We start from the raw sequence: 19852 nt of genomic DNA, 5'->3' as shown, positions 1-19852 counted from the left end.
AGATCTAGACACCTCAGAACGTAGGAGCAGCAACGGCGTGCGCTGCGTTACGACACATCAGCTACCCACACATGTCGGTGGAGAGCCCAAGATTCCAGGCATATCCCTGATCTGGCGCCAAAGAAAGCGCGCCGCCAAAGAGAGCCCGCCGCCAGAGAAGGCGCGCCGCCAGCGAAGGCGCCCGCCAGCGAAGGGAGCGGGCGCGAGGAGTGCGGGCGCGGGGAGAACGAGCCGGCGGCGTCAGGAGGCGAGGCGGGCGGCGTACCAGGTGCGCCGGGCCGAAACCAGCACGGCCGCGAACGGCGCGGCCCACAGCAACTCCCCCACCGCCGAGCCGCCTGGGGCGGACAGGGTGAGCAGCGTACCGGCGGTGAGAGTGCCCAGGACGGCGATCGCGGCGACGGCTGCGGTGGTGCGTACGAGGGTGGGCCGGAGGCCGAGGCGGCGCGTGCCCCAGCCCATCGCGACGACCGCCGCGATCGCTGCCGCCAGCGCGGCCTGGACGAAGAAGTCGGTGAATCGCGCGAATCCGAGGTAGAGCGCGCTCGGTTCGGCCGAACCCCAGTCCTGTTGCCAGGCGCCGGTCCGGCCGATCAGCTCGGCGAGTCCATGGTGGACGCCCAGCACGATCAGGAGCAGCCACGCCGTACGCCGTCCCCGGGCCGCTGCCAGCACCTCCTGGAACTGCGGGGCGAGCGCCCGGACCGGGCCGAACTCGGCGACCGCGCGGTCCTCCGCCTCTGTCGCGGTGAGACCGGCGTCGCGATAGGCGTCCGCCGCGTCGGTCAGCGCCTCGCGTACCTCGGTGAGCATGCCGTCCCGGAGTCGCCCGGGGCCGCGGAGCCGTCCGGCGAGCGCGTGGACGTAGTCATCGACAGCACTGGCCACGTCCCTCAGTCTCGCGGCCCGACCGCGCCGCCGCCATCGGGGAGAACCCTCAGCGGGCCGCCGCCGTCGAGCAGAACCCCTGCAGGCCGCCGCCATCGAGAAAAACGCCCCAGCGGGCCGCCGCCATCGAGGAAACCCCCAGCGGACCGCCACCACCGGGGAGAACCCTCAGCGGGCCGCCGCTATCGGGGAGAACCTTCAGCAGCCGGTCTCGATGCCGCGCGCGGCCAGCCAGTCGGCGGGGTCGATCTGGTTCCACATCCCCTGCCAGACCTCGAAGTGCAGGTGGGGGCCGGTCGAGTCGCCAGTGGATCCTTCGTAGCCGATGATGTCGCCCGCGGCGACCTTCTGGCCGACCGTGACGGCCGCCTTGTTCATGTGCGCGTAGTGCGTGTACAGGCCGTTGCCGTGATCGATGAGGACGGAGATGCCGTACCCGGAGTAGTTCCATCCGGCGGCGACGATGGTTCCGGCCGCGACGGCGTGCTCGGGGGTGTTCTCGGCGGCCGCGAAGTCGATGCCTTCGTGGACGGTGCCCCAGCGGGAGCCGTAGCAGGAGGTGATCTCGGCTCCGGGCAACGGATTCGCCCATTTGGCCGCCGAGCCGGAAGCGCCGCTGGAGGTACTGCTGGACGCACCGTCGGTAGTACTACTGGAGGCTCCGGCCGACGCGCTGACACTGGCCGACGAGGACGGGGAGGGCGTCGCCGTGACGATCTCCGAGGAGTCCACGGTGGTCCCGTCGGCAGCCGCACGGGTGGCGACGCGGTCGACGGCGGCCTGGGCTACGCCGGTGGTCCCGACGGAGATGAGGACGCCGGTGATGGCGCCGGCGGCGATGCGGGCGAGCGGGGCGCGAATCACAGTGGTCCTCCTAGATCTTTCGAACCGGGCAACCGTCACCGCGCCAGATCAAGATCCGCTCAAAGAGTCCTCATAGTCTCGCGTTTTCCCAGCTCAGAGGCCATCCGAGGGGTAGTCGACCGGCGCTCCGGCTGACTACGGTCGTCGCCATGTCCCCGACAACCCCGAAGCGAGCTGCTACGTCGCCGATAGCCCCGAAGAGAGCCGCTGTGTACCTGACAACCCGGAAGAGAGCCGCCACCTCCCCGACATCCCCGAAGAAGGCCGCCACGTTCCCGACCGCCCCGAAGAAAGCACTGTGGACGCGGGCCGTGGCGATGGCCATCGTCGTGACCGGAACCACCGCCGCGTACGCCGCCCCCGCAGCCGCCGCCGGCACCGATCCGATTCCCGCGAGCGTCACCGCCGCGGTCTCCGCAAGTAAAGCCGCAAGCGAAGCCGCAGATGAACAAGCGTTGGGACTCGACGAAATGCAGCTGGCGAACGCCCGCACCATCGTCGAGGTCGGTCTCGATCTCGGGCTGTCCCAGCGCGCGATGATCATCGCGGTGGCGACGGCGATGCAGGAGAGCGCCCTCTACAACCTCGCGAGCACAGCGTTACCCGAGTCCTATGACTACGACCACGACAGCGACGGGTCCGATCATGACTCGATCGGCCTGTTCCAGCAGCGGCCCAGCGCCGGGTGGGGCACCGTCGCCGAGATCATGGACCCGGCGTACGCGGCGAAGGCGTTCTATCAAGCGCTCCAGCGGGTCGACGGCTGGGCGACGATGGCGCTCACCGTCGCCGCCCAGGCGGTTCAGGTGTCGGCATACCCGGACGCGTACGCCGAACACGAGAGCGCGGCGACGAAGGTCGTCACCACGCTGCTGTCTTAAGAGCTGCTATTCGAAGCGGGCCGGATCGCCGGCGCCGTACCGGAGGATCTCGGGCTCGTCGCCGGACAGATCCACCACTGTGGTCGGTTCGGTCCCGCAGTCGCCGGAGTCGATGATCGCGTCGATCTGATGGTCGAGCTGATCCTTGATCTCCCAGCCCTGGGTCATCGGCTCCTCCTCGCCCGGCAGCAGCAGGGTGCTGGACAGGATCGGCTCGCCCAGCTCCTCCAGCAGCGCCTGGGCGACCCGGTGGTCCGGGATGCGTACGCCCACGGTCTGCTTCTTCGGGTGCATGAGCCGCCGCGGCACTTCCTTCGTCGCCGGGAGGATGAACGTGTAGCTGCCCGGGGTGGTCGCCTTGACCAGGCGGAACACCGAGTTGCTGATCTTCACGAATTGGCCGAGCTGGGCGAAGTCGCGGCAGACGAGGGTGAAGTGGTGCCGGTCGTCGAGCCGCCGGATCTCCTTGATCCGCTCCAGGCCGGGCCGGTTGCCGAGCTGAATGCCCAGCGCATAGCACGAGTCGGTCGGGTACGCGATGAGCGCGTCCTCCTTCAGCAGGTCCACGACCTGCCGGATGGCCCGGGGTTGGGGGTTGTCCGGATGAACGTCGAAGTACTTCGCCACACCCGAAGCTTACGAGCGCAGGAAGAGGGAGCGGGCGAGTCTGGCCACACCTTCGCGTACGCGCCCTTCGCCGATCTCCGTGAGGAGCGCCGACACGTGGACGGCGGACAACGCCGCGAGCAGGGCGTGCGCGGCGAAATCGGGATCCGGAGTGCCTTCGAGCAGGATTCGGGCGTGCAGATGCCAGAAGCGGTACGCCCCGATGCGGTAGCGGGCGCCCGGCGAGGCGGCCTCCGACATCCGGACGACCTCCAGGTTGGCCAGCAGGAAGTCCAGGTACGCCCCGGCGAACGCGACCAGCCGGGGACCTGGCGCGGCACCCGGGCCGAGCGGCGCGGGGCCGGACAGGATGCGCTCCTGCAACTCCCGTTCCGCCTCGTCCAGCACCGCCATGGCCAGCCCGGACTTGTCGCCGAACCGGCGGAACAGGGTGCCTTTGCCGACGCCGGCCTTGGCGGCGACCTCGTCCATCGTCACGGACTCCGCGCCGCGTTCGCGGAACAGGACCGCGGCCGCGTCGAGCACCGCCCGGCGATTACGGGCGGCGTCGGCCCGCTCGGCGCGGGCGGGCGTACGCGCCGCGAGAAGGTCCGCCTCCTGAGGCATAACCGGACTGTAGTCCAACAACCTCGGAAAAGGCTCAGGATGCCTCGCGCTTGGCTCGGGCGCGCCGCTTTCCCTCGTGCATCGCCTGCACTCGGGCGATCGGAATGGTGTGCCCCTCCTCGACCAGCCCCGGGTCCAGCTGCTGCGGCGGCGGCATCAGTTCGGCCCACGGATCGGCGTCGGCCAGCAGCGGGAGCGCCGTGCGTACCGTGAAGTCCGCCGGGGTCACCCGATCGAGGTCGGCCCAGGGCACCGGGAACGAGACCGGCGTACCAGGGCGAAGTCGCGGACTGTAGGCCGCGACCACAGTGGCCCCACCCGCGCGGGTCGAGTCGAGGAAGACCTTGCCCGCGCGGTCCTCGCGGATGAACGCGGTCGTCGCCACCTCGGGGTCGAGCCGTTCCGCACGGGCCGCGACCGCCCGGGTGGCCGCCGCGACGTCCTCCGCGCCCGTCTCGCCGTCGAGGGGCACGAACACGTGCACCCCCTTGGCCCCGCTGGTCTTCACCGCGCCGGCCATCCCGGCCTGCTCCAGCACCGCGCGGACCAGATGCGCGGCGGTCACCGCCCGCGCGAAGCCGCCGCCTTCCGGCGGGTCCAGATCCAGGATCAAATGCGACGGGTACGCCCAGCGCTCCGCCACGACGAGCGTCGGGTGGTATTCGACCGCACGTTGATTGGCGAACCACAACAGGGTCTGACGGTCGTTGCAGAGCGCGTAGGACACCTCGCGATGCGACGACTCCGCCCACAGCGACACGGTCTTCACCCAGTCGGGCGTGTACTTGGGGACGTTCTTCTGCATGAACGGTTTCTGGCCGCGTAGCACCCGGATCACCGACAGTGGCCGGTCCCGCAGCACGGGCAGAATGCGCTCGCGCACCGCGTCCAGGTAGTCCACGAGGTCGCGCTTGGTCGCCTCGGCCCCCTCGAACAGGGACTGGTCCAGGTTGGTCAGCGCGACGCCGGCCCGCTCCTCGCCCATGTCCCGAGGGTAACCAGAACCCCAGACATTTGGGGTAGCCTCACGCCTCGTGACCGACGCTGGGGAGGACTACCTCGAGCCGCTCGACGATCCGCTGCAGCGGCTCGCGGCCGAGGGCGGCTGGGACGAACGCGCCCGCGCCATCGAGGCGGACGTGGCCCGGGAGCGCCGGCGCGCGCTGCGCCGCATCCCCCGGGTACGCCGTCGGCCCGCCGGGGTGTCGCGCGCCGGGGTGTCGCGCGCGGGGGTGTCGTGGCTGTTCCTGCTGCTCGTGGCGCTGGCCGGGGCGAGCGGCTGGGCGATGTGGTCGGGCGTCGTGCCGCGCCAGGCCGCCGTGTTCACCTTCATCCTGACCGGCTGGCTCGTCACGCTGTGCCTCCACGAGTACGCCCACGCCCTGGTCGCGCACCGGGGCGGCGACGACACCATCGTGGAGAAGGGCTATCTGCGGCTGAACCCGCTGAAGTACGGCCACCCGGTGCTGACCTTCCTTCTGCCGTTGTTCGCGCTGCTCACGGGCGGTCTGCCGCTGCCGGGCGGGGCGGTGCAGGTCGAATCGGACCGGCTGCGCAGCCGGCACCGGGACGCCCTGGTCTCGATGGCGGGCCCGGCGGTGAACATCGTCGCAGCAGGCGTGCTGCTCACGGTGCTCGCGGTGCTCGGCCCGGATGGGATCTACGACCTCGGCGAGCCGCACGCGGTCTTCTGGGCCGGGTTGACCCTGCTGGCGTACCTGCAGGTGGCGAGCGCGGCGTTGAACCTGCTGCCGATCCCGGGCCTCGACGGGTACGGGATGATCGAGCACTATCTGCCCGAACGCGTACAGGAGATCGGCCGCAAGATCCGCCCATTCGGGCTACTCGTGGTCTTCCTGCTGCTCTACCTGCCCCCGGTACGCCAAGGCTTCGGCGACCTGACGCTCTGGATCACCGAGAGCTCGGGCACACCGGTCAACGGCATCTACTACGGCTACCAGATCTTCCAGTTCTGGCGCGGCTGGTTCTAGGGCGGGTTCTGCTCACGCAGCGGCGCGGTGGCAGTCTTCTGTCGTGCCGGTGAGGCCGACCGGCTCGGTGTGCGAAGGGTTCCACAGCTCGTTGGCCTCGCCGCGATCGAGCGCGGACTCGTAGATCCCGACCTTGTACCGGATGACGGACAGGCACTCGGTGAGCTCGCGGATCTGCGCCAGTACCTGCTCCTCGTGCGCCCGGAGCAGGCTGAGGCGCTCCTTCTCGTTGCCGGCGCCCTGCCGAGCCAGCTCGACGTACTGCCGGATCGCCGCCAGCGACATCCCGGAGGAGCGCAGCTTCGTGCATACGGCGAGCCATTCCACGTCTTCCTCGTGGTAGACGCGGCGGCCGGTGGCCGTGCGGCGGACGGGGTTGGCGAACAACCCCTCCTTCTCGTAGAACCGCAGCGCGTGGACGCTGAGCCCGCTGCGCTCGGCGACCTCGCCGATGGTCAGATCCATTGCGACCCCTGTCACATCGGTGGCGATTCGTGCTTGATCTAGAGCCGACTCTAGCTTCTACCTTCGGCACATGAGCAAAGTCTTCTTCGTCACCGGTGCGTCCCGCGGGCTCGGCGCCGAGATCGTCCGCGCCGCCCTCGACCGGGGACACCAGGTCGCCGCGACCGCCCGGGACGCCGCCGCGGTGGCCAAGGCGTACCCGGAGGTACCGGCGAACCTGCTGGCCCTGACCGCCGACGTCACCGACCCAGCGCAGCTCCGGGCCGCCGTCGAGGCGACCGTCGAACGCTTCGGCCGCCTCGACGTCGTCGTCAACAACGCCGGCTACGGCCTGGTCGGCGCGGTCGAGGAGGTCTCCGACGAGGCCGCCCGCGACCTGTTCGACGTGAACGTGTTCGGTGTGATCAACACGCTCAAGGCGACCCTGCCGGTGCTCCGGGCGCAGCGCTCCGGGCACGTGCTCAACCTCAGCTCGGTCGGCGGCTTCGCCACCGCGCCCGGCGTCGGCCTCTATGGTGCGACGAAGTTCGCCGTCGAAGCCCTCTCCGAGGCGTTGCAGGGTGAACTCGCGCCGCTCGGCGTACGCGTGACGATCGTGGAACCGGGCGGCTTCCGCACCGACTTCCTCAACCCCGCGAGCCTGCGGACCGAACCCGCGACGATCGCCGACTACGAGGCGGGCGCGGGACCGGTCCGGCAGAGCATGGGCTCGAACGACGGCAAGCAGGCCGGCGACCCGGTGAAGGCGGCCAACGCCATCATCGACGTGACCGAGGTGGCCGAGCCGCCGTTGCGCCTGCAGCTCGGGGCCGACGCGATCGCCCGGATCGAGGCGAAGCTCGACCTGGTCCGGCGCGAACTGGAGCAGTGGAAGCACGTCGCCCTGGCGACCGACCTGTAGCCCCGGGACCGGCTTCTTGCACCTGCCACGTTGCGCCGGCCGTAGTTGTCGCGCGGCGCGGCGGGTGCAACGCGGCAGGTAGCGCGGCCCGGCGCGGCGGGTGCAACGCGGCAGGTGCAACGCGGCAGGTAACGCGGGCCGCGCGGTAGGCGCGGGCCGCGCTCAGTCGGCGATGATCGGCGGCCCGTCGACGAGGGCGGCGAGCCGCTTCGGCGCCATGAGCCGGTAGCTCTCGGTGAGCAGCTCGGCGACCTCGATCCAGTCGACGTCGTCGGTGAAGACCATGCCCACGACGTTGTCGCCCCAGTCCGCCCGGTAGAACGATTGTCCACTCTGGACCAGGGCGACGATCTCCTCGCCCGGCGCCCGGAAGGTCATCACGCAATCGTCCTCGGCGTCCCGGAGGTAGACGTGCGCGACGGTCCGTTGCCGGATCCGCCAGCGGACGCCGATCCAGGCCGGTTCCTCGTAGGTCTCGGGCAGGGCACGGCAGATCGCCCGCAGCCGGAGCAGGATCTCCTCGGGGACGTCACCAGGCGCGCTCACGAATCCGAAGCTACCGGCCACCACCGACATTCCTTGTTATGGTCGGTCGATGCCGGCGTACGCGATCCGACCCGCCCGAGCTGAGGACGCCGCCACGGTGGCGGAGATCTGGATCAAGGGCTGGGCCGACGGCCATCTCGGCAACGTCCCCGACGAACTCGTCGCCGTACGCACTCCCGAAGCGTTCCGCCGGCGGGCCGGCGACCGGGTGGCGGCCACGACGGTGGCGGTGAACGCGGCAGGCGAGGTCGCCGGGTTCGTGATGGTCGTCGCCGACGAGGTGGAGCAGGTCTACGTGTCCGCGACCCATCGTGGCGGCGGGGTCGCCGCGAGTCTGCTGGCCGAGGCGGAGCGCCAGGTGGCTGCGAGCGGCCACGATCGGGCGTGGCTCGCCGTGGTGGACGGCAATCATCGGGCTCGCCGCTTCTACGAGCGATGCGGCTGGAGCGACGACGGCATGGTCGCCTACCAGGCCGAGGTCGCGGCCGGAACGCTCGCGGTCCCCTGCCACCGCTACAGCAAGGTCGTCAGCGGAACTTCGGCAGTCGCTGGGTGAAGGTGAGCACGTCGGCGAACAGATCACCCTTCTCCGCCAACCGTTTCGGCAGCGTCCGGATGGTGAACTTGTCCGGCCGCAGCCGCTTGTCGTCCAGCTCGTCCCAGTCGATCGGGGTCGACACCGGCGCTCCCGCCGCCGGACGCGGGCTGTAGGGCGCGACCAGGGTCTTGTTGATCGCGTTCTGGGTGTAGTCCAGCCGGGCCAGCCCGCCTCGGTCGTCCTTCTGCCATTTGAAGCTGACGAGGTCGGGCACGAGCGCGCCGACGGTCTTCGAGAGCTGCTCGACCCAGGCCCGAGTGTCGTCATAGGTCGGCCCCGGGCGGATCGGCACCCAGATCTGGATGCCCCGGCGGCCGCTCAGTTTCGGGCGCCCGGTCACGCCGAGGTGCTCCAGGGCGTCCCGATGCAGTTTGGCCAGCATGACCAAGTCGGCCCAGCTCGTCTTCTCGCCCGGGTCGAGGTCGATCAGGGCGTACGTGGGCCGGTCGGGTTCGTCGACCCGGGAGGTCCAGGCATGCCATTCGAGCCCGCCGTAGTTGGCCGCCCAGACCAGCGCGGCCGCCTCGTCCACCACGAGATAGGTCGTCGTCTCACCGGGATCGGCGTCGGGGTTCTCCCAGCGCGGCAGCCACTCCGGCGCGTGGTCGGGCAGTTGCTTGTGCCAGAAGCCTTTGCTGTCAGCCCCGTTGGGATAGCGATGGAGGTTCATCGCCCGGCCGGTGAGGTAGGGCAACGCGATCGGCGCGATCTCGGCGGTGTAGCGGAGCAGATCCCGCTTCGTCACCGGCTTCTGCCGCCCCAGCGCCGGGAACAGGACCTTGTCCAGGTTGGTGACTTTGAGCGTACGCCCGAAGACGTCCCACTGGCCCGCTGAGCCCAGGGCGTCCAACGCCGCCAGTTCGTCCGCCGTCACCGGCGACGTCTTGAGCGGGACGGCCGCCCGGGCGATCGGCTCACCAGACCGCCACATCTTGTCCGGATCGGCTTTGACCTGGTCGTTCGTCCGTCCGGAGCGGACCGACTTCGGATGGTCCTCCGGATTCCAGCCCTTGACCGCGTCGTCGTCCCGCTTCTTCAGCAGCAGCCACTCTTCCTTGCCCGACGCGCCGGTCTTCGTACGCACCAGCACGAACCGGCCGTGCAGCTTCTCGCCGTGGAGGTCGACGTGCAGCTCCCCGTCGGCCACGGCCTGACCCGGGTTCTCCTCCTTGGCGGGCTCCCAGGTGCCGGCGTCCCAGACGATCACGTCGCCGCCGCCGTACTCCCCGCGTGGGATGACGCCCTCGAAGTCGAAGTACTCCAGCGGGTGGTCCTCGACGTGGAAGGCGGCACGGCGTACGCCCGGGTCCTGCGTCGGTCCCTTGGGGACGGCCCAGCTCACGCCGACTCCGTCGATCTCCAGCCGGAAGTCGTAGTGCAGGTTGCGGGCCCGGTGGCGCTGGACGACGAACCGCAGACCGGCGGCCTGATCGCGCCCGCGTGCCTCGCCCGACGGCTCAGGCGTACGCGCGAAGTCCCGCTTGCGGCGGTAAGGCGCAAGCTTCTCGCGCTTCCTCTCAACCGGAGCGGATCGCGACGACGGCACGCACCGGTTCTACCCAGTGATCTACGCGTCAAACGCGTTGACAGCGTGACCGCGTACGCGGCAGGCTGCGGGAACATGGGTGATCACATGATCCGAGCCATGACCCCGGCGGACGCCGACGACGTCCTGCGCATCTACCAGGCGGGGCTGGACACCGGCCAGGCCAGCTTCGAGATCGACGCTCCCAGCTGGGAGCGTTTCGACGCGAGTCGGCTGCCTGAGCACCGGCACGTCGCCGAGCTGTCCGGGCGCATCGTCGGCTGGGTCGCCGTCTCCGCGGTCTCCGCCCGCCCGGTGTACGCCGGAGTCGTGGAGCACTCGGTCTACGTCGACTCCGCCGCGCGCGGCAACGGCGTCGGGATCGCGCTGCTCACGGCGTTGTTCGAGTCGACCGAGGCGGCCGGGATCTGGACCATCCAGTCCGGGGTCTTCCCGGAGAACACCGCCAGCCTCCGGTTGCACGAACGCGCCGGCTTCCGGGTGATCGGCACTCGGGAGCGGGTGGGGCGGCACGGCGTACGCGGGTGGCGGGACGTCCTGCTCCTCGAACGGCGCAGCCGCGTCGCCGGGGTTTAGCCGGCTCGGGCGATCACGATCTCCGGCTCGTCCTGCGCGATCGGGTCGAACCCGGCCGCCCGCAGCTCGCCGGTGAACGCCGCCGGCTCAGCTAGGTGCACCTCGAAGCTCTCGCGCGCCTCGCGTACGAGCCGGTCGTCGTGGGTCACGCGGTAGGTGAACCGCCAGCGCGCCCGGTCCGGCCCGGCGTCCGCGCAGGTCACCTGCCCGGTGTATCGGTCGTCGCCGAGCCGCCGGGACGGCAGCTCCCAGGGCGGTTCCAGGCGGTGCGGCGGCCGCTGCACCACCAGCCGCCCGCCGGGCACCAGCGCCACGCGGATCGCCGCCAGCACCTCGGCCCGCTCCACCGGGTCCAGGCACGCCATGGTGTTCACGCACCACGCGAAGTCAGCCACCGCCGTCAATCCCACATCTTGTACGCCCATCGCATGAACCCGGACGCGGTCCAGCAGGTGCGGCATCTCGGCCAACCGGCTGAGCAGAACGGCGCGCATGGGGGCGCTGGGCTCGACGGCGTGCACGACGACCCCGGCCCGCTCCGCCAGGAGAGCGGTGGCCAGCCCGGTCCCCGCCCCGACATCGAGGATGCCGACGGTCGGCGTACCCAGCCAGCGCCCGAGCAGCCGCTCGGCGAGGCGGCGGAACTCGGCGGCCTGCAGCAGGTCGTAGAACTCGGCGGTGACGGCGTACGAGTGCCCCACGATGCTGGTCAAGTGGGAGCGCGGGCCGCGCCACACCGAAGCCGGCGCCGCGACGGCCGGGGCGGAGGACGGCGGGGCGAGCGGCGGCGAGCCGATGCCGAGCGACGGGTCGTGGCTGAGGATCGCCTGCTCCAGCCGCCGCAGGTCCGGCCCGGGTTCGATGCCGAGGTCGTCGATGAGCATTCTGCGCGCGGCCCGGAAGCGTTCCAGCGCCTGCGCCTGCTGGCCGGACCGGTAGAGCGCGAGCATGAGCAGGCCGACGGACCGCTCCCGCAGCGGACGCTGAGCGGCCAGCGCGGTGAGTTCGCCGATCACCTCGCGATGCCGGCCGAGGGCGAGATCGGCCTCGATCCGGTCCTCGGTCGCCGTGGTCCGCAGCTCGTCCAGCCCGACGCAGATCCGTTCGCGGACGCGCTGGGTCGCGACGTCGGCCAGCGCCGGTCCCCGCCACCACGCCAACGCGACGGCGAGCCCGTCGGCCGCGGCGGCGGCGTCGCCCGCCTGCATGGCCTCGCGAGCCTGGAGGACCCGCCGCTGGAAACGATGAAGGTCCACCCGGTCGGGTGGAGCGTCGAGCAGATATCCCGGCCCCCGCGTCACCAGCCGTACGCCGTGCGCCTCGGCCCCGGCGGTGCGCAATGTGGACCGGAGCCGCGAGATATGCGTGTGCACGATGGATCGCGCCCGCTCCGGGGGCTCGTCGTCCCAGAGCAGCTCGACGAGGCGGTCGAGCGGCACGACCCGTCCGAGTTCGACCGCGAGGACCGCCAGCAGGCAGCGTTCCTGCGGGCGGCCGAGGGGAACCGGAGTTCCGGCGACGGTGCAGTCCACCGGGCCGAGTAGGGAGAACTCCACGAACGAACGCTAGCCGGATCATGCTGCCTGTCAAGCGCCCGTCAAGCGGGTGGCAAGTGCCCGGTGGGCCGCAGGCCGCAAGGTGTCCGCATGTATCCCCCACAGTGGAATCACCGGTCGCGCCGGCGGATGGCGGTCGCGTACGCGACGGCCGTCGTCCTCGCGATCGGCGGCGGGGCGAGCCGGCAGCGGGCTCGCCCTCTTCCGTACCGGTGCCGGGGCTGGACAAGCTGGCCGGGGCCGCCCGGCAGCAGGTGCAGACCCTGACCCTCATCACCGGCGACACCGTGCGGCTCAGCCGCTCCGCCGCCGGTCAGTACCAGACTCAGGTGCGGCTCGCCGCGCGGGCCGACGGGCGTGCCGTGACCGTGCAGACGCTCGTCGACTCCGAGCATGTCTATGTGCTTCCGTCCGACGCGCTGGACCTCGTCGCCGCCGGGAAGCTCGACCGCCGCCTCTTCGACGTCCGGGGCCTGGTGGATCAGGGGTACGCCGACGCGGCCACCGCCACCCTGCCGGTCATCGTGTCCTACGGGCGCACCGCACCGGTGAAGACCGCGACGGCCCGATCGAAGGCCAAGTCCGACCTGCTGGTCCGGGCGAACCGGCTGCCGGCGGGCAGATCGCCCCGGGCGCTCACCGGCATCAACGGCGCGGCCACGGGTGTGACCAAGAAGGACGCGGTCGCGTTCTGGTCGGCGGTCCGGCCGTCGGCGAAGCCGGCCCTGTCCGGCGGGCTGACCAACATCTGGCTCGACGCCAAGGTCAGCGCCTCGCTGGACGTCAGCGTCCCGCTGATCGGCGCGCCGCAGGCCTGGGCCGCCGGCTTCGACGGCGCCGGGGTCAAGGTCGCGGTGCTCGACACCGGCCTCGACGCGACGCATCCCGACTTCGCCGGGAAGACCATCGACAGCAAGAGCTTCATTCCCGGCGTGACGTCCACAGCCGACGGTCACGGGCACGGCACCCACGTGTCGTCGATCGTGCTGGGCTCCGGCGCGGCCTCGGGCGGCCGGTACAAGGGCGTGGCGCCCGGCGCTCAGCTCGCCGTGGGCAAGGTGCTGAACGACGCCGGGTCCGGTGAGACGTCCTGGATTCTCGAGGGCATGGAGTGGGCGGCCGTCACCGAGGACGCCGACGTCGTCAACATGAGCATCGGCAGCAGCTCCCCCGGCGACGGCACCGACCCGATGAGCCTCGCCGTCGACGAGCTGACCGCGAGCACCGGGGCGCTGTTCGTGATCGCCGCCGGCAACAGCGGTCCGGGCGGCCGGACGGTCACCGCGCCTGGCGCGGCCGCGTCCGCACTGACCGTGGCGGCCTTCGACAAGCAGGACCACCTCGCCGACTTCTCCAGTCGTGGCCCGCTGACGGGCAACTACGCCCTCAAGCCGGACATCGCCGCGCCGGGCGTCGCCATCGCAGCGGCGCGAGCGGCCGGCACGAACCTCGGCGGCGACGTCGGCAACGACGCGTACACCTCGCTCTCCGGCACCTCGATGGCCGCTCCGCACGTCGCCGGGGCCGCCGCGATCCTGGCTCAGCGGCATCCCGACTGGACGCCCACGCAGCTCAAGGCCGCGCTCACCAGCACCAGCTCCGACGGCGGCTACTCGGCGTACGAGCAGGGCGCGGGCCGGGTGGACGTCGCGGCGGCGGTGGGCGCTTCGGTCGTCGCCGCCACCTCGCAGGCCGACTTCGGCCGGCTGCGCTATCCGCAGAACGGCCCGGCGGTCTCGCGTACGGTGTCCTATCGCAACACCGGCACGACCGCGGTCACGCTCACGCTCGGCGTCTCGCTGAAGACCAGTGCCGGTGAGGCGGCGCCCGCGGGCATGCTGCAGGTCTCACCCTCCACTCTGGAGATTCCGGCGGGCGGCGTCGGCGACGCGGTGCTCACCCTCGATCCGACCATGGGTACGCCCAGCGCCTACTCCGGCGCGGTGACCGCCACGGCGCCCGGCGTCTCGCTGCGCGTCCCGGTCGGCGCGTACAAGGAGCCGGAGGGCTTCGAACTCACCACCCAGGTGATCGAGCCCGCGACCGCCGCCGCGACCGTCCTGACCCCGGTGGTGATCCGGCGGACGGACAGCCCGGACGGCGACTGGGTCTTCCTCGCCCCCGGCGCGTCGGCCCACCTGGACAAGGGTGTGTACGACGTCAGCACCGGAGTGGTCTGGGCGGATCTGCCGGGGGCGTACAACAACTCGGCGACGCTGGTCGATCCGCAGGTCGAGCTGACCGCTGACACGACCGTCACGCTGGACACCAACCAGGCCAAGAGAATCGTGCTCGACACGGGCCGGCCGGCCGAGAACTACGGGGCCACGTCGAACATCTGGCACACCCCGGCCGGTGCGACCGCTCCGTTCGGGGTGATCAACTGGATGCCCTACAACGTGCAGCCGTGGGTCACGCCGACCGAGAAGGTCACCGTCGGCAAGTTCTACTACGACCACAGCCACGAGGTGGGCACACCGCAGGTGACGGCGTCGGCCGGCGCGCTCCGGCTGTCCCCGCAGTACCAGGACTACTCGGTGCTGGTGGCCAAACTGTCCGGCCGGACGGATCTGAGGCTGGTCGACGTCGGGCGCGGCACCGAGGCGGACTTCGCGGGCAAGAACCTCCAGGGCAAGGCGGTCCTGCTCGACATCGGCGAGGCCGAGATGCTGTCGAACCCGTCGAATCCGAGCGATCCCTACCGGCTCGCCCTGGCCAAGGGCGCGGCGGCGGTGTTCGCCTACAGTGACACCGGCCGGGCTCGCGTCATCCCCGGCCTCGGCGGACTGCCCGGGCTCTGGCCGCTGCCGATGATGGCGATCACCGCCGACGAGGGCGCCGCCCTCAAGGCACGCGTCGCCAAGGGACAGACGACGGTACGCGTCGAGTCGCAGCCCACGATTCCGGAGCTGTTCTCGCTGTCCTACCTGGAGGCCGACCAGGTCCGGGCTGACCTGCGCTATCCGGTACGCGCCAAAGACCTGGTGCAGGTGCGGCACGAAAGTCATGCGAACGTCCCGGTGGGACAGTCGCAGATGTGGTCGACGCGTTACCCGGTGAAGCTGCCGATCGACGACTTCTCCAACAGCTTCCGCGCCCTCGCGCTCAACGATCTGGCCGGCCCGCTGGAGCGGACCGAATACGTCGGGCCGGTGGGCACGGACGCGACCTGGTACCGGTACGTCAACATGGACACCGTGGCGGGGCTGCAGCAGGGTTCCGGCCACACCGTCGACACGTTGTACTCGTACTTCGCAACGCAGGACGTGTTCGCCAAGCCGGGGCGGCGTACCGAGACGTGGGGCAAGGCGCCCACCGTCCCCGGCACGCTGTCGCAGTCCGCCGATGTCCTCGCGATGGGCCCGGAGTACGCCGTCGTCTGCTCGGTGTGCCGCTACACCGGACTGTTCCCGGACGGCGACATGTTGTCGTTGTTCACCTTCACCTCCGACAGCGACGGGCACGCCGGCGAGCTGACGACCTATTCGGAGGCCCTGGAAGGGTTCCCCAGCAACGGCCACGACGAGTGGCATCTGTACGCCGGTGACACCGAACTCCCCCAGTCGTACCTCGGTTCGGAGCCCGGGTCGATGCCGTTCTACGTGTTGCCCGCGGGCACCCGGACGTATCGGCTGACCCAGGACTTCCGGAACCGGATTCCGGTCGCCGGTACGCGCGGGACGACGTCCAGCACCACGTGGACGTTCACGAGCGCCGATCCGACGGCGAACGACCTCCCGGCCGGGCACAACGCGCTCGGGCTCTGCGTCGACAAGTGCCGCGTCGAGCCGCTGCTGTTCCTGCGGTACGACCTCGACGTGGACGGATTCAACCGCTCGGTCGCGCCGGGGGTGCAGCTGTTCACGGTGACGGCGTACCGGGACGGGTCGACGGCTCGGATGCCGGGAGTCGCCGGGATGAAGGTGTCGGCGAGCTTCGACGGCGGGAAGCGGTGGACCTCGGTTCCCGTGGTGCCGCTCGGCAACGGCAAGTACGCCGTGCTGCTCGCTCAGCCCAGCGGTACCGGTACGGTCAGTCTGCGTACGGAGGCATGGGACACGGCCGGGAACCGGGTCGTGCAGACGGTGCCGGACGCGTACCAGTTGATCCGCCGCTGAACCGGCCGGCCGGTCAAGTCGGCGGCCCGGGGTGCGCAACGGCGCGCGCCCCGGGCCGCTTCGGCGGGTCGGTCAGCTGGTGATCAGTGCCCCGACGATGGCCGTCGCCTGCTCGAGCGCCGCAGGCCCGACGTTGCCGAACGGGTCGCCGAGCGCGGACACCGGAAGCCACTGCACCAGTTCCGGCAGCAGTGTCCCCGGTGGATCAGGTACCGGGACGACCAGCGGAAGGGTGTCATCCGCGACGGTTCCCGGCACGTAGGGACAGCAGACGACCCGGCCGGTGCGGGCCTGCAGGTGCATCGAGTTGGACAGCACCGCGACCATGAGTTCGCTGGTGGTGTCGGCACGGGGCATGACGTCGCCGGGCCGGATCACAGACCGGACGTCCGATTCGCCTCGTAGACCTTGGCCGCGTAGTCGTCGATGCCCAGCGCCGGGACGCTGCGGGCGGTGTAGGCCGTCAACGCGAGCCGCAGATGCTCGTTGCGCAGCGCGCGCTCGATCAGCTCCGAGCGGTTCAGACCCAGCTCACGGGCGTCGGCATCGGCGTCGGTCAGGACCTTCACATCGACCGTCGCAGAGATCTTCTCCTTGGGCATACCATCATCCTACCAACGATCGTATGAGCTGCTGAGCGGCCGGAGCATGCCCCGGCCGCTCAGGTGTGGGTCAGGCGTAGGCGACGGTCACCCGGCGCCGGTCGAACCGGCCGGTCTCGGCGGCGTCGACGACGGCCGCGGCGAAGTCCGAGATGCTGACCCGGCTCTCCCCGCTCGCCCCGACGATCGGGGTGTCGCGGGCCTCGACCAGATAGTCACCCGTACGCGGCCCGTCGACCAGGTGGACCGGGGGCGGGCTGACGTAGGTCCAGCTCACCGGGTCAGCCGACGCGCGCAGCACCTCCAGGGCCTCGGCTTGATCCCGAGCCGTCTGCAGGTAGATCGCCGGGAACCGGGGCGAGTCGACGAACCGCTGTCCCGACGAGTCGTGCAGGCTGCCTCCGCCGCCGACGAACACGAGGCGGCGTACGCCCGCCCGGCTCAACCCGTCGAGCAGTGCCTTCGCGCCTCGGGGCACCAGCGAGTCGTCGCCCTTGATCGCGACGACGACGGCGTCGTGCCCGGCGACGGCCGCCGCGATCGAGTCCGGATCGGTGACGTCCATCGTGGACCGTCCCAGCGGAGTGAGCCGGTGCCCGCGCTCGGCGACCTCGCGCGCGACCGCCCCACCGAGCCGTCCGCCCGCGCCGACGACCGCGATGCGCCGGGGCAGCTTGGCCAGGAAGCCGTCGATCAGCCGCACCACCTCGGGCAACGCCTCCTCCAGCGCGAAGTGCCCGGTGTCGAACACGTGCACCTCGGCGTCGGGCAGGTCGGCGCGGTACGCGTACGCCCCGGCCTCGGGGAAGAAGGCGTCGTTGCGTCCCCAGAGGATGAGCGCCGGGGGCTGGTGGTCCCGCAGGTACTGCTGCCACCGCGGGTACGCCTCGACGTTGCTCCAGTAGTTCAGCGCCAACGCGATCTGCGCCTGCTCGCGGCCGGGCTGGTCGAGGAAGTGCTGGTCGAGCGTCCAGCCGGCCGGGTCGACGAGCGAGACGTCGGTGGTGCCGCCTTCGTACTGACCCCGGGTCACCGCGAGGGTCAGGATCCCCCGGACCTGGTCCTCGGCCCCGGGCACGCCCGGCCGGTTGGCGATCATGCCCTGGGCCAGCTCCGACAGGCCTTCGGCGTACGCGTTGGCGTTCTGCACGATCAGCCCGGTGACCCGCTCCGGCCGCCGCTCGGCCAGCCGCAGCCCGACGGGGCCGCCGAAGTCGAACAGGTAGAGCGCATACCGCCGCAGGCCCAGAACGTCGGTGAACCGCTCGACGGTGTCGGCCAGCCCGTCGAAGCTGTACCCGTAGTCCGCGGGCGCCTCGGTGAAGCCGAAGCCGGGGTAGTCCGGGGCGACGACATGGTAGCGGGCGGCCAGTGCCTCGATGAGCCGCCGGTACTGATGCGACGCGCTCGGGAAGCCGTGCAACAGCAGCACTGTGGGGGCTTCGGCCGGCCCGGCCTCGCGGTAGAAGACGGTGACTCCGTCGACGTCGGCGTACCGGTGGTGGACCTGCGGGGGGATCGCCAGGGCAGTCATGGCTAATGCCTCTTTCTCGTCGTGATGCATTAGATCTTCGACCCGCTGCACCTAATGCGTCAAGACGCCGAGGTACCATTAGTCGTGTGATCGAGACGACACCGCCGCCCCTCGTCGGGGAGCCGCTCGCGTTGGACCTGGTCAACACGCTGGCCACCCGGCCGGACGGGGTACCGGTGGATCTGCTGAGCGAGCCCGCGTCGGCTGCCGGCTGGCTCGCCGCCCAGCACGGCCTCGGCCGCCTGGCCGCCGTCCGCCCCGGCGACCTGAACCTCGCCGCGCTCCGGACGCTGCGTACGCACGTCGCCGACTGCGTCGAGGCTGCCCGCCACTCGACCGCCCCTGCTCCGGCGGCGCTGGCCGCGCTCAACGACGCGGTCCGGGCGGCTCCGGCGTACGCCCAGCTGAGCTGGCAGGACGGCGCGCTCGTCCGCCGGACCGAACGCAGTGGCGTACCCGGTCGCGATCTGCTCGCCGAACTGGCCGAAGCCACGATGGCCCTGGTGACCGATCCCGCCGTCGTCCGCGTACGCGGTTGCGAGGGTGCGCAGTGCCGGCTGTTGTTCCTGCCCGCCCATCCGCAGCGCCGCTGGTGTTCCCCGGCGACTTGCGGCAACCGGGCCCGGGTCGCCCGGCACTACCAACGCCACCACGGCTGACCGCCCGCACTCCCCGGCCGACCCGGCACACCTGCAGCTAGGTACACCCCAGCGGGTAGCCAGCTGCATTCTGCGAAGGCGGCGCGGGCGGCATCGTCGATCGCATGAAGATCGTCTTCCTCCTCATCGCGTTCGTCGGCGCCGGTCTGCTGGGCGCCGTCCAGCCCGCCACCGGCCTGCCCACTGAAATCCTTCAGCTCACCCAGTTCGGCCCGGCGCTCGGCGTCGCCGTCGTGGTGCTGTTCTGGCCCGCTCAAGTCAAAGCGTTGCTCGCCGGGGCCTTCGGCGGACGCGGCGGTACGCGTACCGGACTGGCACTGGCCGCGACCGCCGTCGTGGTGGTGACCGGTGCGGCCGCCGCCTACGGCCTGATCGGCGGCGACGCCAGCCCGACGATGCCGCAGCACTCGCTGCTCGTGATCGCCGTCGCGCAATTCGTCGGCGCGTGTGGCGAGGAGATCGGCTGGCGCTGCTTCCTGCAGCCCGCGGTGCGTACGCAGTGGGGCGTCCTCGCGTCGTCGACGGCCGTCGGCCTGATCTGGGGATTGTGGCACGTGCCGGTGTTCGCCGAAGGCTGGGCGTACGCCACCGCCTTCGTGGTCGCGACGGTGTCGATGTCGATCGTCCTCGGCGTCGCGCTGGACGGTGTCCGGGCTCACCGGCTGTGGCTGGCCGGGACCTTCCACACCCTGGTCAACCTCGCCATGCTGCTGTTCATGGACGAGGAGTCCGGCGCCGTCGTGCCGATGACGCTGCTGGCCGCGACCTGCGCGGTGGCCGCGGTTGGCTGGCTGGCGAGCCGCGCGACTAGCATGCCCCGGGTGGAAAGTCAGGCGGGATGAGCTGGGCGGCCGCCGGTCGGAGCCTCGCCCGGGGCGGCCTGGTCGCGGTGAC

Annotated in this window: 20 protein-coding genes; 8 read left to right on the top strand and 12 right to left on the bottom strand. The window is 71.1% G+C overall.

The features are described 5' to 3' along the window. Positions 1 to 240 precede the first annotated feature (240 nt). Together AB0M47_RS35515 and AB0M47_RS35510 are read right to left on the bottom strand one after the other, a co-directional pair. Entirely contained in the window at positions 241 to 888 is a 648-nt protein-coding gene (locus AB0M47_RS35515; protein WP_363421982.1) for a permease prefix domain 1-containing protein, read from the bottom strand. 198 nt (positions 889 to 1086) lie between these two features. Further along, positions 1087 to 1752 (bottom strand): M23 family metallopeptidase, encoded by a 666-nt coding sequence (locus tag AB0M47_RS35510; RefSeq protein WP_363421980.1) that lies wholly within the window; start codon positions 1750 to 1752, stop codon positions 1087 to 1089. A 209-nt stretch (positions 1753 to 1961) separates the two neighbouring features. Here AB0M47_RS35510 and AB0M47_RS35505 point away from each other — a divergent pair, with 209 nt between their 5' ends. Next, a complete protein-coding gene (locus tag AB0M47_RS35505) occupies positions 1962 to 2633 on the top strand; it encodes a hypothetical protein (RefSeq protein ID WP_363421978.1) in 672 nt (223 codons plus the stop codon). 6 nt (positions 2634 to 2639) lie between these two features. On the opposite strand, the gene AB0M47_RS35500 is transcribed toward AB0M47_RS35505, so the two are convergent. From AB0M47_RS35500 to AB0M47_RS35490, 3 genes are read right to left on the bottom strand one after another with little or no spacing between them, the layout of a single operon-like run. After that, complete coding sequence (locus AB0M47_RS35500; protein WP_363421976.1) at positions 2640 to 3260, bottom strand: L-threonylcarbamoyladenylate synthase; 621 nt, start codon at positions 3258 to 3260, stop codon at positions 2640 to 2642. 9 nt (positions 3261 to 3269) lie between these two features. Beyond that, complete coding sequence (locus tag AB0M47_RS35495) at positions 3270 to 3866, bottom strand: helix-turn-helix domain-containing protein (RefSeq protein WP_363421974.1); 597 nt, start codon at positions 3864 to 3866, stop codon at positions 3270 to 3272. Between the two features lie 34 nt (positions 3867 to 3900). Next, complete coding sequence (locus AB0M47_RS35490) at positions 3901 to 4851, bottom strand: ATP-dependent DNA ligase (protein ID WP_363421973.1); 951 nt, start codon at positions 4849 to 4851, stop codon at positions 3901 to 3903. Between the two features lie 49 nt (positions 4852 to 4900). Between AB0M47_RS35490 and AB0M47_RS35485 the strand changes: the two genes are divergently transcribed. After that, complete coding sequence (locus AB0M47_RS35485; RefSeq protein WP_363421971.1) at positions 4901 to 5857, top strand: site-2 protease family protein; 957 nt, start codon at positions 4901 to 4903, stop codon at positions 5855 to 5857. Positions 5858 to 5869: 12 nt separating this feature from the next. Here the strand turns inward: AB0M47_RS35485 and AB0M47_RS35480 are convergent, their stop codons facing one another. Next, positions 5870 to 6322, bottom strand: a complete 453-nt coding sequence (locus AB0M47_RS35480; RefSeq protein ID WP_363421968.1) for a MerR family transcriptional regulator — start codon at positions 6320 to 6322, stop codon at positions 5870 to 5872. Positions 6323 to 6392: 70 nt separating this feature from the next. On the opposite strand from AB0M47_RS35480, the gene AB0M47_RS35475 reads away from it, so the two are divergent. Beyond that, positions 6393 to 7223, top strand: coding sequence for an oxidoreductase (locus AB0M47_RS35475; RefSeq protein ID WP_363421966.1), 831 nt, complete (start codon positions 6393 to 6395; stop codon positions 7221 to 7223). A 162-nt stretch (positions 7224 to 7385) separates the two neighbouring features. Here the strand turns inward: AB0M47_RS35475 and AB0M47_RS35470 are convergent, their stop codons facing one another. Next, positions 7386 to 7769, bottom strand: a complete 384-nt coding sequence (locus AB0M47_RS35470; protein ID WP_363421964.1) for an MmcQ/YjbR family DNA-binding protein — start codon at positions 7767 to 7769, stop codon at positions 7386 to 7388. Between the two features lie 49 nt (positions 7770 to 7818). On the opposite strand from AB0M47_RS35470, the gene AB0M47_RS35465 reads away from it, so the two are divergent. Further along, on the top strand, positions 7819 to 8325 hold the full coding sequence (locus tag AB0M47_RS35465; RefSeq protein ID WP_363421963.1) for a GNAT family N-acetyltransferase: 507 nt from the start codon (positions 7819 to 7821) through the stop codon (positions 8323 to 8325). Here the strand turns inward: AB0M47_RS35465 and ligD are convergent. Further along, complete coding sequence (gene ligD, locus AB0M47_RS35460; RefSeq protein WP_363421961.1) at positions 8297 to 9913, bottom strand: non-homologous end-joining DNA ligase; 1617 nt, start codon at positions 9911 to 9913, stop codon at positions 8297 to 8299. The two genes, AB0M47_RS35465 and ligD, sit on opposite strands and share 29 nt — an antisense overlap. A gap of 75 nt (positions 9914 to 9988) precedes the next feature. Between ligD and AB0M47_RS35455 the strand changes: the two genes are divergently transcribed. Further along, positions 9989 to 10489, top strand: coding sequence for an N-acetyltransferase family protein (locus AB0M47_RS35455; RefSeq protein WP_363421959.1), 501 nt, complete (start codon positions 9989 to 9991; stop codon positions 10487 to 10489). Here the strand turns inward: AB0M47_RS35455 and AB0M47_RS35450 are convergent. After that, positions 10486 to 12045 carry a BTAD domain-containing putative transcriptional regulator gene (locus AB0M47_RS35450; RefSeq protein WP_363421957.1) on the bottom strand — a complete coding sequence of 520 codons (1560 nt, stop codon included), beginning with the start codon at positions 12043 to 12045 and terminating at the stop codon, positions 10486 to 10488. The two genes, AB0M47_RS35455 and AB0M47_RS35450, sit on opposite strands and share 4 nt — an antisense overlap. A gap of 104 nt (positions 12046 to 12149) precedes the next feature. Here AB0M47_RS35450 and AB0M47_RS35445 point away from each other — a divergent pair, with 104 nt between their 5' ends. After that, positions 12150 to 16163 (top strand): S8 family serine peptidase, encoded by a 4014-nt coding sequence (locus AB0M47_RS35445; protein ID WP_363421955.1) that lies wholly within the window; start codon positions 12150 to 12152, stop codon positions 16161 to 16163. 72 nt (positions 16164 to 16235) lie between these two features. On the opposite strand, the gene AB0M47_RS35440 is transcribed toward AB0M47_RS35445, so the two are convergent. The 3 genes from AB0M47_RS35440 to AB0M47_RS35430 all read right to left on the bottom strand — a co-directional run bounded on the left by AB0M47_RS35440 (position 16236) and on the right by AB0M47_RS35430 (position 18299). Further along, positions 16236 to 16541 carry a hypothetical protein gene (locus tag AB0M47_RS35440; protein WP_363421953.1) on the bottom strand — a complete coding sequence of 102 codons (306 nt, stop codon included), beginning with the start codon at positions 16539 to 16541 and terminating at the stop codon, positions 16236 to 16238. Continuing rightward, entirely contained in the window at positions 16538 to 16765 is a 228-nt protein-coding gene (locus AB0M47_RS35435) for a ribbon-helix-helix protein, CopG family (RefSeq protein ID WP_363421951.1), read from the bottom strand. The genes AB0M47_RS35440 and AB0M47_RS35435 overlap by 4 nt, the downstream gene beginning before the upstream one ends. A gap of 70 nt (positions 16766 to 16835) precedes the next feature. After that, on the bottom strand, positions 16836 to 18299 hold the full coding sequence (locus tag AB0M47_RS35430; protein WP_363421949.1) for an alpha/beta fold hydrolase: 1464 nt from the start codon (positions 18297 to 18299) through the stop codon (positions 16836 to 16838). Positions 18300 to 18385: 86 nt separating this feature from the next. Here AB0M47_RS35430 and AB0M47_RS35425 point away from each other — a divergent pair, with 86 nt between their 5' ends. Continuing rightward, the gene (locus tag AB0M47_RS35425; RefSeq protein WP_363421947.1) at positions 18386 to 18958 is read left to right on the top strand and encodes an ABATE domain-containing protein; all 573 of its coding nucleotides are present in this window, start codon (positions 18386 to 18388) and stop codon (positions 18956 to 18958) included. Positions 18959 to 19062: 104 nt separating this feature from the next. Then, positions 19063 to 19800, top strand: a complete 738-nt coding sequence (locus AB0M47_RS35420; RefSeq protein WP_363421945.1) for a CPBP family intramembrane glutamic endopeptidase — start codon at positions 19063 to 19065, stop codon at positions 19798 to 19800. Positions 19801 to 19852 lie beyond the last annotated feature (52 nt).

The organism is Hamadaea sp. NPDC051192 (genome assembly GCF_040682475.1).
Lineage (GTDB): Bacteria > Actinomycetota > Actinomycetes > Mycobacteriales > Micromonosporaceae > Hamadaea > Hamadaea flava.
The sequence above is the reverse complement of the archived record's forward strand: the minus strand, read 5'-3'. Positions and strand labels throughout refer to the sequence as shown.